Here is a 14,869-nt window from a genome sequence, read left to right on the forward strand (position 1 = left end):
GGCGGTCGGCCGCGACGGCGAGCCTGCGAAGGCCGGGTGAACGTTTGACCGCGTAGCTTGGCGGGCGATCCGCCGGAGATAACCCACGGCAGGAGCGAACGGCAGAAACGCACGGCAGAAACGCACGTACCGGCGGAGCGGGAGGCCCCATGGACGTATCGAAGCGTTACCGGGAAGCGTGGGAGAGCTACTGGCGCGATACGCCGGACGAGCCGGGCGCCGCGATCTTCGACTGTGCCGCCGAACTGGGCGCGGCCCGCCACTTGCCGCTGCTGGCCCCTCACGCCGACACCGCGCTGCCCATCGTCGACCTGGGCTGCGGCACCGGCACCCAGACCCGCTACCTGGCCCGGCACTTCCCCCAGGCCGTCGGCGTCGACCTCGCCGAGGCCGCCGTCGGCCACGCGCGGCGTGCCGACACCGGGCACACCGCCCGCTTCGAACAGCTCGACGCCACCGACCAGGACGCCGTCCGCCGCCTCCACGAGCGGCTGGGCGACGTGAACGTCTATCTGCGCGCGGTGATCCACCAGAGCGAACCGGACGCCCGCCCGGCGGTCGCCGCCGCCGTCGCGACCCTGATCGGTGCCCGCGGCCGTGCCTTCGTCGTCGAGCTGCTGTCCCGGGCGAAGGACGTCCTGGCCCACGCCGCCCAGGGGCCCGACGGCCCGCCGCCGAAGCTGGCCAGTATCTTCCGGCACGGCCTGACCCCGGCCGAGGTGGACGACGCCGCCATCCCGCGGTTCTTCCACGACCTCGGCCTGTCCGTGCCGGCCCACGGCGAGATCGATCTGGTGATGACGGAGAACCGCGCGGACGGGGTCCGTATCGACCTGCCGGCCCAGTGGATGGTGCTCGGCCGCTGAGCACCCGTGCCCCGGGCACGTCCTGGTGTGCGCCGGTCGGGCGCGAGTGCGGGGGAGTGGCGCACAGTCGCCCCTCCGAGGGCGCCTTTTCGGACGGTTGCGACCGGCCGGCACGGCGGAAGGGGCCGGGACGCATCAACGCCCGGCCCGCCCGGGCAGCATCCCCGCCTACACCGTCGGAACACGTGCAGTACGGGGGTATTGGTGGGACGCGACAAGAACCTCATGGCGGCTCTGCTCAACGTCCGCAAGGCACTCGGTGAGGAGATCGCGGGCCTGGGCCGAAGCCTGGACGACTCGCGGCGCGAAGTCCTGGAACGTATCGACGCGGAGGCGGCGGAGCTGCGCGCCGACGGCCGGGAGACCCGCGACCGCGCCCACCGCGGCGCCACCGCCGCCGCGGAGACGGAGCGGACCGTGTCGCAGCTGCGGCAGGAGGTGCGCGAGGTACGGGAGTCGATCGCCGGGCTCCAGCAGACGCTGGACGCTCTGGCGCGGCATCCGCTGTTCGGTACGGCAACCACCGAGGCGCCGGAGCCACTTGACGAGGGGGAAGCCCCCGGGTGGACGGAGCCGGAGCCGGTCGACGCCGGGCAGGAGCCGCCGTTCCCGCCGCTCGCGGAGGGCGGCGGGCAAGAACCCGGCCCGCCGGAGGACGCCGTACCCGGCGCCACCCCAGCCCTCGCCCCCTTCGAGGACGAAGAGGGCGACGACCACATCAGCCGCGAAACCCAGGAAGACATCGACCACGGCGTGCTGCTGCTGAAGGCGGCCAAGGCCGGGACGGTGGCCCTGGTCTGCCATCGCGAGTCATGGGAGTTCTTCGCCACCTGCGCCGCTGACAACAAGCACTTCCGCGGCGCCTGGGAGCTCGCGGACCAGGGTGACGGCCGGGTACGGGCCGTACTGTCCGGCCGCTCCCTCATCGGCGCGCTGATCTCCTTGCGCCACACCCGCGACGAGAGCCACCTGGACGGAACCTGGGCGCTGACCAGCGCCTTCTACTCCCGTATCGCCGAGGGCCTGCGCACGACGACCAGCGACGGGCGGCGGCCGCTGACCGTGGTCTTCGACGACGGTGTGAGCGACGGGGACCCCGGTACGTCCGGGGCGTAGCGTTCGCATTCCGTACGCCCTCCGGTTCCCGGCCACACGCGGAGCGCAAAGCGACCGGAATCGCGTGGCCGACCCGCACCCCACCCGTCATCTTGGTCGGGAGGCCGGTCCGTAACCGGCTCCGGGACCAGGGAACCCAAGGGGGACCACCGTGGCCGTCCGCAAACCGACCGCACTGCTGATCGCCGCCGCCACCTTCGCCGCCGCTTCGGTGCTCGGCCTTACGGGCGCGGCGACCGCCGGCACTCCCACTGCCGCTTCCACCGGCTTCGCCGCCCAGACGCAGCGGGCAGGGCTGACCGCCGCCCAGGCCGACCGTTCCAAGGCCCCGGTCAAGCCGGCGTGCCCGTACGGCCACCTGTGCATCTGGGCCAACGGAAACGCCTACGATTACCACGCCTGCGGCTACTTCCCCCTCCCCAGCCTGGCCGGCAACGGCACCTGGGTCAACAACCAGACACCGGGCACCGTGGCCCGCTTCTACAACAGGGCCGGCAGGGAACTCTGGAACACCGGCCCGGCGTACAGCTCCGGAACCGCCGACTGGACCCTGGTCGGGTATGTCCGGCCCTGCTGAGCCCGGGACCGGCGGGCGGACCTGTCGTCAACTCCCGGCGTACTGCGCCAGCCCGTGGCCGAAGGACCAGTCCGCCGACGTGTTCTCGGTGACGGTGACGAACACGTTCCGCGGTTCCGCGCCCGCGTAGGCGTGGGCGAGTTCGGCGATCCGCCGGTAGAGCGCCTGTTTCTGTGCGGGGGTGCGGCCGGAGCGCATCGTGATAGCGATGTAGACGATGCCGTCATCGCGGTCCGGACCGAGGTAACTCCCGTAGCGCAGTGTGCTGTTGGCGCCATGATGGCCGTTCAGTACCTGGAACAGATCCTCCGGCGGAATGCCGATCGTCTCCTAAAGCGCGTCGTGGACGGCGCGGCCGAGCGCGTCCAGCCGCTCGCCGTCGGCCCGCAGGGCGTCGATGCGGACAAAGGGCATGGTGGGTCTCCTCCCGACGTGCGGGCCCGTGCCGGTCCCGCGTCCTCGCCAGGCGAGCATACATACTAGTAGGTACAGAGGGTGTTCCGGCCCCGGGCGGCCTCCCTCACCCCCGGTGGGCGACACGCGCCGCCCGTCCAGCAGCGAGGCTGGCCGGGCCGGTTCCCCCTGCCGTGAGAGGGCAGCATGATGGCGTTCACCGGTCTCGCCCGGCCGCTGGCGGGACGTATCGTGCGGCAACTGGTGAGCGTCAACATCCTGGATCTCGCGACCCGGCTGGCGGCGCAGGCGTTCCTGACCGCGTTGCCGATGCTGATCGCGGTGTCGTCCTTCTGCCCGTATGCCGTGCGGCAGGAGCTGCTGAGCTCGCTGCGTTCCCTGGTCGGTGCGGACAGTCCGGTGCTGGCGCAGGTGGCCGTGGCCAACGGGGGCCGGGACCAGGCGCTGCACAGCTGGGGAACGGTCGGTGTGCTGGTCGCCCTGCTGTCCGCCACCGCCTTCACGCGGGTTCTTCAGCGGGTGTGTGAACGCTCCTGGCACCTGCCGCGTTCGGGCGCCCGGATCGTGGCCTGGCGCTGGGCGCTGTGGCTCGTGGTGTGGATCGTGGCACTCCTGTACCAGGGGCTGCTGCACCGGGCGTTCGGCGCGGGGCCGGGGCTGGGGGTGCCCCTCCAGATGGTGGGAGCCGTCGCGATGTGGTGGTGGACCCAGCATCTGCTGCTCGCCGGGCGGGTGCGCTGGCTGCCGTTGCTGCCGGGGGCGCTGCTGGCCGGGGTGGGCGTGGTGGCGTTCTCCTGGGCTTCCGGGCTCTGGCTGCCGCGCGCGCTGACGCGGAGCGTCGAGCGGTACGGGCAGCTCGGCTCCGTCTTCACGCTCCTGTCGTGGCTGATTCTCTTCTTCGCCACCGTCGTGGTCGGCATCGCCGTCGGGCAAGTGCTGGCCCATACGGGGTCCCTCCGGCGGCGGCTGGGACTGCCCGATGAGCCGTCAGGCGACTGACGCCGCGGCCACCCGGCCGGTACGCGCCGCCTCGGCCAGCGCCCGGTGGTCGCGCTCGTTCTGGTCGGCGTAGCGCTCGGCGAACTCCGCGAGCGCGCGGTCGAAGGCGTCGGAGCGGCCCAGGTAGGCGGCGATGGCGATCCGGTCACCGGACCGGGCGTGGGCCCGGGCCAGCGTGGTGCCGCACAGCCGGCCGAACTGGCGCATCAGACCGGGCGACATCGTGTCGGCCTGGGGGATGGCCTTCCAGTCGCGCAACTGGCGCAAGTAGAAGTCGCGTTGCCGCCCGTCCAGGCCCTCGACCCGCTCCCAGCCCAGGAACATGTCGCTGGCCGCCTGCATCAGCCGCTGCCCGCTGACGACCCGTTCCCCCTGGTTCGAGAAGGGGCCCGGCCCGGCGTACGGCGCGAGCACCGACTCCTGTGCCTCCTTGGCCTGGAGGAGGAGCGGGTCCGTGTCGTCCCGGCCGAGCAGCAGGACGATCCAGCAGCGCGTGCCCACACTGCCGACACCAACCACCTTGCGGGCCATGTCGGCCACCCGGTACTGCGCGAGGAGCGTCCGCCGGTCGGCCTGGAGCGTCCGCGCGTAACGATCGACCAGCTCCCGCAACTGCTGCTCCAGGTGCGCGCGTTCGACGTCCGGCAGAAGGTCGCCGAGCGGCACGACGAGCGGCGGGTCGGGCGCGATCCGCAGCTCGTCGCCGACGGTGAGGGCGAGCCGGTTCAGGGCCTGGAGGTGGTCGCGGGTACGGGCCTTGGCGAGGACCCGGGAGACCCGCCGCCGGTCCTCCTTGGCCCAGCCCTCGCTCAGCGCGCCGTACAGCTCGTCCGCGTCGATCCGCGCGTACCACACGTCGAGGTTGCGCATCCCGGCGTAGCCGTCCATCGCCTCGCGGTACGCGCGGACCGTCTCCCGCACCACCCGGGCCCGCTCCGGCCCGCCGAAGCCGTTGGCGCGCCCGGCGATGACGAGGCTGGCTGACAGCCGTTTGACGTCCCACTCCCAGGGGCCGGGCAGCGTCTCGTCGAAGTCGTTGATGTCGAAGATCAGGTGCCGTTCCGGTGAGGCGAGCAGCCGGAAGTTCAACAGGTGCGCGTCCCCGCACAGTTGGGCCCGCAGCCCGGTGGACGGCGTACCGGCCAGGTCGCCCGCCATGACGGCGGCGGCCCCGCGGAAGAAGCGGAACGGGGATTCGAGCATCCGCCCGTACCGGAGCGGCACCAGCTCCGGGAGCCTGCTCGCCGACTGCCGCTCGACGACGGCGACCGGATCGGGCCGGTCGGCCGCGGGCGCGAACTCCGCGTGCCGGGAACGCGGCACCAGCGCGCGGGCGGCCCGGCCGCGCGCGGCCCGCTCCTGCGGTGACGGATGCGTGCGCCCGGCGTCGGCCATGGTGTCCTCCTCCCGGCGGGCGGCTCGCCGCCCGGCATTACGAGGCGCCGCCCGGCCACCGCCGGAACGGCGCCTCCTCTCTCGGGCCTCCCGCCCGGCCCCGGGTCTACAACGGCGCGTTGTAGACCTTGTGGGCCTCCCGGTGCCCGTACGTGGCCAGGGACCAGATCACCAGCACGTCCAGCGCGATGAGGACCACCGACCACACGGGGTAGTACGGGGTGAAGAAGAAGGTCTCCAGCATGCTGGCCACCGCCACGCCGATACCGACGGCGCGCGCCCAGGTGCGGCCGCTGAAAAGGTTGAACGCGGCCGCGACGATGACGATGCCGGAGATCAGCTGGATCCAACCCCACCCGCTGACGCTGAAGTCGTAGGCGTAGTTCTGCTGCGACCGGTAGAAGTTGTGGTCGATGATCGCGGCGAGGCCCGCGATCACGTGGTAGGCCCCCACGACGGACAGGATGCACACGGCGAACACGACCCCGCCGATCGTGACCGGGCGAATGTGGGGCTCCGGTGCCGGTGCGCTCTGCCGGCTCTGCCCTGCCGAAGTCTGCTCAGCCATGCCCGAACCTCCTCCTCGGTGGGCCGAGCATCCACCGCCCGGCCCCGCGCCCGGTTCACCCGCCGGGGATGAGTCCGGGCGGACACCGGCCCACCGTCACCCTTGTGAGGTGAGGCCGCCGCCCGTCGCCCGGCGAGAATGGCGGGGAGGCCAGGCCGCCGCAGCGGAGGTGACGCCATGGGCGCGCAGGCGGGTGCGGGGCCCGGGCGGGCCGGAACGCCGTCCGGCGGCGGCGATTTCGAGATCCGGGTCCGGGGCAGGGTCGGTGCGGCCCTGGCATCGGCGTTCGGTGATCTGACGGTCCGGCTGCGCCCGGCCGAGACGGTGCTGTACGGGGCGGGCCTCGACCAGGCCGCGCTGTACGGCGTCCTCGACCGCATCCAGGCGCTGGGGCTGGAGCTGCTGGAGGTGCGCCGGCTGCCCGGGGCGTCCGGTGGGCGCACCGCGCCCGCCGAAGGGCCGTAAGGTCCCTTCCGGACCGGGCCCCGCCACGCGACGCTGCACATGTACCGCCTGCCGCCGGGAGGTGAGGGCATGCCCGCTGCGCTGCGCACCGCGCCGAAGAGCCGCCGTCCGGCCGGGCCGGAGAAGCCCGGACGGGCGTCCGATCTGCGTGTACGGCTCCAGGAACTGGGCGGCGACGCCCGGTCGGCGAACTCGGCCGTGACGGCCTGCCTGGTGTGGGTCGCCGACCTCCTCGTGGACATCGCGGACGGGCTGGACGACCCCCGGTCCGCTGCGGCCCTGGTGGACGAGGCGGCGGCGGTGCTGGCCTCGGCGCCCCGGCGGGCCCGGACCGTACGGAATCCGGCGCCACCGGCCGAGCCGCTGACCGCACGGGAACTGACCGTGCTCCGGCGCCTGCAGACCGGGGACCCGCTGCGGCGGATCGCCGACGACCTGTTCGTGTCGCACAACACCGTCAAGAGCCATACCCGCGCGGTCTACCGCAAACTCGGCGCCCACTCCCGGGCCGAGGCGCTGCGCCGGGCCAGGGAGCGGGGGCTCCTCCATCAGCGCCCCGGCCGGGAGTGACGCAGGTCACCGCCACCCCTGTCACATCGGGCCGGGCCGTCCCGTCATAGGGGTGCAGCCGTCGAACAGCGGCGAATGAACACCACAGAGGAGAACCACCATGGACGCCCGTCTCAACCTCTTCGGCAGCCCGACCGCCGGCAAGTTCCTCAAGCACCTCGTCTCGGCGGGACAGGCCGTCACGGACTCGGGCCTGCCCGCCGCGACGCAGGAGCTGGTGAAGATCCGCGCGAGCCAGATCAACGGGTGCGGCTTCTGCACCGACATGCACACCAAGGAGGCCGTCGCCGCCGGTGAGACGGCGGTACGTCTGAGCCTGGTGGCGGTGTGGCGGGAGGCCACGGTCTTCACCGAGGCCGAGCGCGCCGCACTGGAGCTGGCGGAGCAGGGCACCCGGATCGCGGACGCGGCCGGCGGGGTCCCGGACGAGGTCTGGGCGAACGCCGCCAAGCACTACGACGAGGAGCAGCTCGCCGCGCTGGTGTCCCTGATCGCGCTCATCAACGCCTTCAACCGGATGAACGTGATCGTCCAGCAGCCCGCGGGCGACTACCGGCCCGGGCAGTTCAAGTAAGCGGGGGAGCGCCGGGGCGGAGGCTTCGCTCCACCCCGGCGGCCCGGCCGTTCACAGCAGTTCCAGCTCGCGGGCCCGCCGCACCGCGGCCGACCGCCGGGTCACGGCGAGCTTGCGGTAGACGCTCTTCAGGTGCGTCTTGACCGTGTTGACCGACAGATACAGGTCGGTGGCGATCTCCTCGGTCGTCATCATCTGCGCGAGGCGGCCGAGCACCTCGCGTTCCCGTACGCTGAGCCGCTCGACCGGGTCCGGGGCCGGGGCCGACGCGGTGCGGGGCGGCCCGGGGCGGGCCAGGACGCGGGTCCGCGCGCCGCCGGAGGAGTCGAGCGCGGCGGCGCACACCGGCTCCACCGCCCGCAGCAGCCCCGACGGCAGCCGGCAGCCGGCGACGGCGTCACCGATCCGTACGGCCGGCGGCCCGCTGCGCTCCGCCGCCTTGGCCAGTCCCGCGGCCAGGGAGCAGACCTCGGTGAGGAACGGATCGGGCGCGCCGCGCAGTGCGGTGCGGGCGTGACCGAGTTCGCGGCGGGCCCGGGTGGGTTCGCCGCGCGCCAGGCCGATCCAGGCGCGTACGACGTGCAGCGAGGAGCGGGACGGGTCCGTGGCGGTCCATGTGGGCAGCGGCGGTTGGCAGGACCGGGTGGCGAGTTCACCGGCGGCGCGGAAGCGGCCGCGCAACACCTCCAACAGGGCGAGTTCGACGAGGCAGTCCCGGCGCAGCACGCCGTTCCCGGCGGAGCTCGCGGCCTTGAGGCCCGCGGTGAGGGAGACCGCCGCGGCCTGGAGGTCGCCGTCGCGCAGTTCGCCGTGGCCGCGGATCGCCAGGGTGAGGGCCGGGATCTCCGGGTGCGCCGACAGCACCGTCCGCGACAGCCCCGCGCACAGGCTCTCCACCTCGGCCGCCGCGGCCCGGGCGGCGTCCGGGGCCCGGGAGCGCGACTGGGCCATGCGGATCACGGCGTGGGTCAGACGGCAGTGGGTGACACGGTCCCCCTGGCCCGTGGGGAGTTCCGCGACGAGCCGCGCGGCCCGGTCCAGGAATCCGGCGCAGGCCGCGTCGTCGCCGTGCGCGAGGGCCGAGGCCGCCGCGACGAGCACGGGCTCGGGTTCGGTGGCGTCCGCGTCGGGCGCCTCGGACAGCTGCCGTACCAGATCGTCCGGCAGACGCTCCCCGGTCAGGCCCAGCACCTGGCCGACCGCCAGCCGGCTCACGATCAGCCGCCCGGCCCGCCCCTGGTCACCGGCCGCGAGCCAGTGCCGTACGGCGTCGGCGAGCAGCCCGTGCGCCCCCAGCCAGCCGGCGGCCCGGCGGTGCAGCTCGGGCACGAGCCCCGGCGTCTCGTGGCGCAGGCACATCCGCAGCACATCGGCGAACATCCGGTGGCAGCGGTACCAGCCGTGCCCGTCGGGCCGCAGGAAGGAGTTCTCCCGGACCAGCGCCGCGAAGTGGCCGCCCGCCTCCTCGCCCGCCAGCTCCGCTGCCAGCTCGGCGTTGACGTGCTCCAGGACGCTCGTCGTCAGCAGCAGCCGCCGCATGCCCGGCGACTGCACGTCGAGGACCTCCTCCACCAGATAGCTGACCACCGCCTCGTCGTCCCCGGCGAACTGCGCCACGAACCGTTCGGGACACGGCTGTTTCTCCATGGACATGGCCGCGAGCCGCAGCCCCGCCGCCCACCCGTCGGCGCGCTGCCGCAGGGCGCTCACCACCTGCTTGGACACCTCGACGCCGTGCTGGGCGAGCAGCGCGGCCGTCTCCCGGTCGTCGAAGGCCAGGTCGGCGGTGCGCAGTTCGGTGAGTTCGCCGGACAGCCGCAGGCGGTGCAGGTGCAGCGGCGGGTCCCGGCGCGCGAGCACCACCAGGCGCAGTACGGGCGCGGCGTGCTTGAGCAGGGCGATGATGTCCTCGGCGGTCGGCGAGCCGGGTTCGGTGTGGAAGTCGTCCAGGACCAGGACCACCGGGTCGCGCCGCCCGGCCAGCCGGGCCGCCAGCGCGGCCACCAGCCCGGGACCGCCGGAGACCGGCACGTCCGGCCCGTCCGCGCCCAACGCGCTGATCACCCGCGGCCAGAAGACGCCGGGCTGCTCGTCGCGGCCGTCGCAGGTCACCCACGCCACCGGCCCGGGAGAGCGGCCGTGGTGCGCCCACTCCACGGCGAGCGCCGACTTCCCGGCGCCCACCGGGCCGACGACCACCGTCAGCGGCCCCAGGACGCCCCGGGAGATCCGGTCCGTCAGCCGGGGTCTGGGGACCAGCCAGCCCGGCAGGGCGGGCACCGCGGTGCCGGGCGTGGGCCCGTCGCGCTGCTCCGTGTCACCCATGGGCGGCACCTCGCTCTCGGAGCGGGAGGGTGGTGCGGCTCAGGCAAGTGTCGGGCGGGCACGGTGGCACGGGCAGCGCGGCGGGCGGCGTTTCACCCGGGTGAAGTTCTCACCCGGGTGAGATGCCGCGGCGGGGCGGGACGCTTCAGCCCGCGTGCAGCGCCGCGACCAGTTCGTCCTCGCGGTCCTTGGTCAGCGACGTACGGATCACGCTGGGGTTGAAGGGGCGTACCGCTTCCCGTACCCGGTCCGGTGTCGAGCGGCGGACCAGCGCGAACACCGCGGCCCTGCCCGGTTCGAGGGTGCCCGCGATCTCCTTGACGAAGGCGTCGTTGATGCCGACGTCGGAGAGCTTGCCGGCGACCGCGCCGGTGGCCGCGCCCACCGCGGCGCCGAACACCGGCATCAGGAACAGCATCCCGAACAGCGTGCCCCACAGGGCGCCGCCGGCCGCGCCGGTCGCGGTGGGGTTGTACGACTGGCGGACATGGATCTTGCCGTCCATGGTCCGCCAGGCCAGCGCCGCGTCGTCCAGGTCCAGCAGTTCCTGGCGCGACAGGTCCTTGGCGAGCCGCAGCACCGCGTCCGCCTTCTCCCGGTCCGAGAATCCGAGTACGACGAGATCTGCCATCACAGCCTCCTGGTGGAGCGGCCGGCCGCACGGACTGGGGGCCGGCGCGCGGGGTCGCCTCCATCCAGCCGGGAGGCGCGGCCCGCCGCGTCACCCGCCCGAGGTGAGGCGGCTCCCGGGCGGCCGGGGCCAGTCTGGCGCCGGGTGAGCCCGCGGCAGGCAGGGAGGCAGCCATGAGCACACAGACGGGCGCGGAACCGGCAGGTCCGGCCGACGAGGAGCGACGGCGGTTGTGGGGCCCCTACCTGAGCGAACGCCAGTGGGGCACGGTCCGCGAGGACTACAGCGCGGGCGGTGACGCCTGGTCGTACTTCCCGCACGACCACGCCCGCTCCCGCGCCTACCGCTGGGGCGAGGACGGGCTCGGCGGCATCTGCGACGACAAACAGCGCCTGTGCTTCGCCCTCGCGCTGTGGAACGGGCGCGACCCGATCCTCAAGGAACGCGCCTTCGGCCTGACCAACGGCGAAGGCAACCACGGCGAGGACGTGAAGGAGTACTACTTCTACCTCGACAGCACGCCCAGCCACTCCTACCTGCGCTACCTGTACAAATACCCGCAGGCCGAGTTCCCGTACCACGACCTGGTGGCCGTCAACCAGGCCCGCAGCCGCCAGGAGTTCGAGTACGAGCTGCTCGACACCGGCATCTTCGACGACGACCGGTACTTCGACGTCACCGTCGAGTACGCCAAGGCCGCCGACGACGACGTGCTGATCCGGATCACCGTCGCCAACCGCGGCCCTGACGAGGCGACCGCGCACGTGCTGCCCACCCTGTGGTTCCGCAACACCTGGTCCTGGCACGAGGGCGCCGCCCGGCCCGCGCTGACCGCGGCCGAAGGGCCGCGCCGTACGGCCACCGTCCGGGCCGTCCACCCCGAACTGGGCAGCTACGACCTGCGCTGCGCCGGCGCGGTCCCGCTGCTGTTCACCGAGAACGAGACCAACCACGAGCGGCTGTTCGGCACTCCCAACCGCACGCCGTACGTCAAGGACGGCATCGGCCGCGCGGTCGTCGACGGAGAGGCCGGGGCCGTCAACCCGGCCGGGGAGGGCACGAAGGCGGCCGCGCACTACACCCTGACCGTCCCCGCCGGTGGCGAGGAGGTCCTGCGGCTGCGGCTCGCCCCCACCGGATCGTCGCTGTCCCTGGACCGCGGTTTCGACACCGTCTTCCAGGAGCGCATCGCCGAAGCCGACGCCTTCTACCGGGAGCTGACCCCGCGCGGCGCGGACGAGGACGAGGCCCGGGTGCTGCGCCAGGCCCTCGCCGGGATGCTGTGGTCGAAGCAGTACTACGGCTTCGACCTGGAGACCTGGCTCGCCGAACACGGCATGGACCCGTGGAGCCTGCCGCGGCCCGGCATCCGCAACCGCGAGTGGTTCCACATGGTCGCCGACGACATCATCTCCATGCCCGACAAGTGGGAGTACCCCTGGTTCGCCGCATGGGACCTGGCCTTCCACGCCGTGGCCCTGTCGGTGGTGGACAACAACTTCGCCAAGCAGCAGCTCGAACTGCTCCTGCAGAACGTCTACCAGCACCCCAACGGGCAGGTCCCCGCCTACGAGTGGAACTTCGGGGACGTCAACCCGCCCGTGCACGCTTGGGCCGCGTACTTCGTCCACCTGATGCAGGAACGCCGCACGGGCCAGGCCGACCCCGCCTTCCTGGAACGCGTCTTCCAGAAGCTGCTGACCAACTTCACCTGGTGGGTCAACCGCAAGGACCCCGAGGGCCGCAACCTCTTCCAGGGCGGCTTCCTGGGCCTGGACAACATCGGCGTCTTCGACCGCAGCGCGCCGCTGCCCACCGGAGGCCGGCTCGAACAGGCCGACGGCACCGCCTGGATGGCCCTGTACTGCCAGTCCATGCTCCAGATCGCGCTGGAACTGGTCGAGCACAACCCCGCCTACGACGAACTGGTGCTGAAGTTCGTCGAACACTACCTGTGGATCGCCGGTTCGATGGACCGCGTCGGCGACCTCGGCGACGAACTGTGGGACGAGGAGGACGGGTTCTTCTACGACGTGCTGCGCCTGCCCGACGGGCAGGCCGTACGGCTCAAGGTCCGGTCGGTGGTGGGCCTGCTGCCGCTGTGCGCCTCGACCGTCTTCCGGCCGCGGCAGCTGGAGCGGGTGGCGGGCCTGAACGAGCGCCTGCGCCGCTTCGCCGACCGCCACCCCTCGCTGAACGTCACCATGGCCTCGGCCCAGGCGGGCGTGGCCGGCGGCGCCCGGCTGCTGTCCGTCGTGGACGAGAAGCGGCTGCTGCGGGTGCTCGGCCATCTGCTGTCCGAGGACGAGTTCCTCGGCCCGTACGGCATCCGGTCCCTCTCCCGCTACCACGCCGAGCACCCGTACACCTTCTGGGTGCACGGCGAGGAGTACCGGGTCGCCTACCTGCCCGCCGAATCCGACACCGGAATGTTCGGCGGCAACTCCAACTGGCGCGGCCCGGTGTGGTTCCCGATGAACGCCCTGGTCATCCGCGCGCTGCTGAACCTGTACGGCTTCTACGGCGACGAGCTGACCGTCGAGTGCCCCACCGGCTCGGGCGTCCGGATGACCCTGTACCAGGCGGCCGAGGAGATCTCGCGCCGGCTCGCCCGGATCTTCCTGCGCGGCGAGGACGGGCGGCGGCCCGTCTACGGTGGGCAGCACAAGTTCCGCGACGACCCGCACTGGCGCGACCTGATCCTCTTCCACGAGTACTTCCACGGCGACAACGGCGCCGGCATCGGCGCGGCCCACCAGACCGGCTGGACGGGCCTGGTCGCCGCCCAGATGCAGCTCTTCGGCACGCTCACGCCCGGCGACTTCCTGGCGGATCCGGGCCGGAAGGAGAGGCCATGACCCAGCTGCCCGCGCAGCCCGTCGTCCACGAGGTCAACACCCGGGTGTGGCTGCGCGAGATCCGGCGCCGCACCGGACGCCCGGCCGGGCTCGGCGATGTGCCCAAGGACGCGTGGGACGAGATCACCCCGCACGGCGTGGACGCCGTCTGGCTCATGGGGGTGTGGGAGCGCAGCCCGCAGGGCCGCGGCATCGCCCTGTGGGACCAGTCCCTGCGCATCGCGTTCGCCCAGGCCGTCCCCGGCATCCGGGAGGAGGAGATCGCCGGCTCGCCGTACTGCATCCGGCGCTACGAGGTGGACGCGACGCTCGGCGGCGCCGAGGGGCTGGCCGCCGCGCGCGCCGAACTCGACGGGCGGGGCATCGGCCTGCTGCTCGACTACGTGCCCAACCACGTCGCCCCGGACAGCCCCTGGGTGTCCGCGCACCCCGAGTACTTCGTGCGCGGCACCGCCGACGACCTGCGGCACGATCCGGCCGCCTACCTCGACACCGGCACCGCCGTCCTCGCCCGCGGCCGCGACCCGTTCTTCCCGCCCTGGCCGGACGTGGTGCAGCTGAACGCCTTCGAGCCCGCCCTGCGGCGGGCGACCGCCGACGAGCTGACCCGCATCGGGCAGACCTGCGACGGGGTGCGCTGCGACATGGCGATGCTGCTGATGAACGACATCTTCCTGCGCACCTGGGGGCAGCGCGCCGGAACCCCGCCGCCGGACGAGTTCTGGCCCACGGTCATCGGCGGCGTACGCGAGCGGCACCCCGGCATGACGTTCATCGCCGAGGCGTACTGGGACCTCGAATGGGCCCTCCAGCAGCAGGGCTTCGACTTCTGCTACGACAAGCGCCTCTACGACCGCATCCTGAACGAGGGCCCCGAGGCGGTGCGGCAGCACCTGACGGCGGACGAGGCGTACCAGCGCAAGCTCGTACGGTTCCTGGAGAACCACGACGAGCCCAGGGCGGCACAGACACTGCACCCGGCCAAGGAACGCGCGGCGGCCATCATGATCGCCACGCTGCCCGGGGCGACGCTGTGGCACGAGGGCCAGTTCACGGGACGCCGCACCCGGCTGCCCGTCTTCCTGGACCGGCGCCCGGACGAGCCCATCGACACCGAATTGCGCGCGTTCCACGAGAAGTTGCTGGCCGCCGTGCACCGCAGCGGCATGCGGACCGGGCAGTGGCAGCTGCTGGAGTGCACGGGCTGGCCCGACAACGACTCCGCCAGGAACGTCCTCACCTGGTGCTGGGCGGGCCCCGCCGGGCGGTTCCTGACGGCCGTCAACCTCTCGGAGCATGCGGCCCAGGGCCGTATCCGGCTGCCGTGGCGCGAACCGGAGACCGGCTCCTGGCAGCTGGCCGAGCTGCTGACCGGTGCGCGGTACGACCGCGACGGGGACGAGCTGACCGGCCCCGGCCTCTTCGTCGACCTGGAGCCCTGGGCCACCCACGTCCTCGCCCTCGCCCCGGACCGGGACGCGATGCCGTCCGTCGTCACCCCCGCCGGGTGA

General features: G+C 73.0%; 13 protein-coding genes and 1 pseudogene. 9 read left to right on the forward strand and 5 right to left on the reverse strand.

Annotated elements, in window-relative coordinates:
- Positions 1 to 149: 149 nt before the first annotated feature.
- The 3 genes from CP984_RS38955 to CP984_RS38965 all read left to right on the forward strand — a co-directional run bounded on the left by CP984_RS38955 (position 150) and on the right by CP984_RS38965 (position 2,559).
- The gene (locus CP984_RS38955; RefSeq protein WP_003983478.1) at positions 150 to 866 is read left to right on the forward strand and encodes a class I SAM-dependent methyltransferase; all 717 of its coding nucleotides are present in this window, start codon (positions 150 to 152) and stop codon (positions 864 to 866) included.
- Between the two features lie 204 nt (positions 867 to 1,070).
- Positions 1,071 to 1,982 carry a hypothetical protein gene (locus CP984_RS38960; RefSeq protein WP_050504649.1) on the forward strand — a complete coding sequence of 304 codons (912 nt, stop codon included), beginning with the start codon at positions 1,071 to 1,073 and terminating at the stop codon, positions 1,980 to 1,982.
- A 151-nt stretch (positions 1,983 to 2,133) separates the two neighbouring features.
- Positions 2,134 to 2,559, forward strand: coding sequence for a hypothetical protein (locus CP984_RS38965; protein ID WP_003983481.1), 426 nt, complete (start codon positions 2,134 to 2,136; stop codon positions 2,557 to 2,559).
- 27 nt (positions 2,560 to 2,586) lie between these two features.
- Here the strand turns inward: CP984_RS38965 and CP984_RS38970 are convergent.
- Positions 2,587 to 2,973: pseudogene (locus CP984_RS38970) on the reverse strand (tautomerase family protein).
- 186 nt (positions 2,974 to 3,159) lie between these two features.
- Between CP984_RS38970 and CP984_RS38975 the strand changes: the two are divergent.
- On the forward strand, positions 3,160 to 3,972 hold the full coding sequence (locus CP984_RS38975; protein WP_003983482.1) for a YhjD/YihY/BrkB family envelope integrity protein: 813 nt from the start codon (positions 3,160 to 3,162) through the stop codon (positions 3,970 to 3,972).
- On the opposite strand, the gene CP984_RS38980 is transcribed toward CP984_RS38975, so the two are convergent.
- Together CP984_RS38980 and CP984_RS38985 are read right to left on the reverse strand one after the other, a co-directional pair.
- On the reverse strand, positions 3,961 to 5,367 hold the full coding sequence (locus CP984_RS38980) for a DUF2252 domain-containing protein (RefSeq protein WP_003983483.1): 1,407 nt from the start codon (positions 5,365 to 5,367) through the stop codon (positions 3,961 to 3,963). The two genes, CP984_RS38975 and CP984_RS38980, sit on opposite strands and share 12 nt — an antisense overlap.
- Before the next feature lie 106 nt (positions 5,368 to 5,473).
- The gene (locus tag CP984_RS38985) at positions 5,474 to 5,935 is read right to left on the reverse strand and encodes a DUF7144 family membrane protein (protein WP_003983484.1); all 462 of its coding nucleotides are present in this window, start codon (positions 5,933 to 5,935) and stop codon (positions 5,474 to 5,476) included.
- A 177-nt stretch (positions 5,936 to 6,112) separates the two neighbouring features.
- Between CP984_RS38985 and CP984_RS38990 the strand changes: the two genes are divergently transcribed.
- From CP984_RS38990 to CP984_RS39000, 3 genes are all read left to right on the forward strand, one after another.
- Positions 6,113 to 6,400, forward strand: coding sequence for a hypothetical protein (locus tag CP984_RS38990; RefSeq protein ID WP_003983485.1), 288 nt, complete (start codon positions 6,113 to 6,115; stop codon positions 6,398 to 6,400).
- A 69-nt stretch (positions 6,401 to 6,469) separates the two neighbouring features.
- A complete protein-coding gene (locus CP984_RS38995; protein ID WP_003983486.1) occupies positions 6,470 to 6,970 on the forward strand; it encodes a response regulator transcription factor in 501 nt (166 codons plus the stop codon).
- A gap of 100 nt (positions 6,971 to 7,070) precedes the next feature.
- Entirely contained in the window at positions 7,071 to 7,544 is a 474-nt protein-coding gene (locus CP984_RS39000; RefSeq protein ID WP_003983487.1) for a carboxymuconolactone decarboxylase family protein, read from the forward strand.
- Positions 7,545 to 7,595: 51 nt separating this feature from the next.
- Here the strand turns inward: CP984_RS39000 and CP984_RS42420 are convergent, their stop codons facing one another.
- Together CP984_RS42420 and CP984_RS39015 are read right to left on the reverse strand one after the other, a co-directional pair.
- Positions 7,596 to 9,869 carry a LuxR family transcriptional regulator gene (locus CP984_RS42420; protein WP_003983488.1) on the reverse strand — a complete coding sequence of 758 codons (2,274 nt, stop codon included), beginning with the start codon at positions 9,867 to 9,869 and terminating at the stop codon, positions 7,596 to 7,598.
- Positions 9,870 to 10,014: 145 nt separating this feature from the next.
- Positions 10,015 to 10,500 (reverse strand): DUF1269 domain-containing protein, encoded by a 486-nt coding sequence (locus CP984_RS39015; protein ID WP_003983489.1) that lies wholly within the window; start codon positions 10,498 to 10,500, stop codon positions 10,015 to 10,017.
- Between the two features lie 173 nt (positions 10,501 to 10,673).
- Here CP984_RS39015 and CP984_RS39020 point away from each other — a divergent pair, with 173 nt between their 5' ends.
- A complete protein-coding gene (locus CP984_RS39020; protein ID WP_003983490.1) occupies positions 10,674 to 13,358 on the forward strand; it encodes an MGH1-like glycoside hydrolase domain-containing protein in 2,685 nt (894 codons plus the stop codon).
- Positions 13,355 to 14,869, forward strand: coding sequence for an alpha-amylase family protein (locus CP984_RS39025; RefSeq protein WP_003983491.1), 1,515 nt, complete (start codon positions 13,355 to 13,357; stop codon positions 14,867 to 14,869). The genes CP984_RS39020 and CP984_RS39025 overlap by 4 nt, the downstream gene beginning before the upstream one ends.

The sequence above is a fragment of the Streptomyces rimosus genome, assembly GCF_008704655.1.
GTDB classification, from domain to species: Bacteria; Actinomycetota; Actinomycetes; order Streptomycetales; family Streptomycetaceae; genus Streptomyces; species Streptomyces rimosus.

Bases quoted from the DNA above. Each gene is read 5' to 3' on its own strand.
- CP984_RS39000 (WP_003983487.1), top strand. From the start codon at position 7,071: ATGGACGCCCGTCTCAACCTCTTCGGCAGCCCGACCGCCGGCAAGTTC.
- CP984_RS38955 (WP_003983478.1), top strand. From the start codon at position 150: ATGGACGTATCGAAGCGTTACCGGGAAGCGTGGGAGAGCTACTGGCGC.
- CP984_RS39020 (WP_003983490.1), top strand. From the start codon at position 10,674: ATGAGCACACAGACGGGCGCGGAACCGGCAGGTCCGGCCGACGAGGAG.
- CP984_RS38980 (WP_003983483.1), bottom strand. From the start codon at position 5,367: ATGGCCGACGCCGGGCGCACGCATCCGTCACCGCAGGAGCGGGCCGCG.
- CP984_RS38985 (WP_003983484.1), bottom strand. From the start codon at position 5,935: ATGGCTGAGCAGACTTCGGCAGGGCAGAGCCGGCAGAGCGCACCGGCA.
- CP984_RS42420 (WP_003983488.1), bottom strand. From the start codon at position 9,869: ATGGGTGACACGGAGCAGCGCGACGGGCCCACGCCCGGCACCGCGGTG.
- CP984_RS39015 (WP_003983489.1), bottom strand. From the start codon at position 10,500: ATGGCAGATCTCGTCGTACTCGGATTCTCGGACCGGGAGAAGGCGGAC.
- CP984_RS39025 (WP_003983491.1), top strand. From the start codon at position 13,355: ATGACCCAGCTGCCCGCGCAGCCCGTCGTCCACGAGGTCAACACCCGG.
- CP984_RS38975 (WP_003983482.1), top strand. From the start codon at position 3,160: ATGATGGCGTTCACCGGTCTCGCCCGGCCGCTGGCGGGACGTATCGTG.
- CP984_RS38990 (WP_003983485.1), top strand. From the start codon at position 6,113: ATGGGCGCGCAGGCGGGTGCGGGGCCCGGGCGGGCCGGAACGCCGTCC.
- CP984_RS38995 (WP_003983486.1), top strand. From the start codon at position 6,470: ATGCCCGCTGCGCTGCGCACCGCGCCGAAGAGCCGCCGTCCGGCCGGG.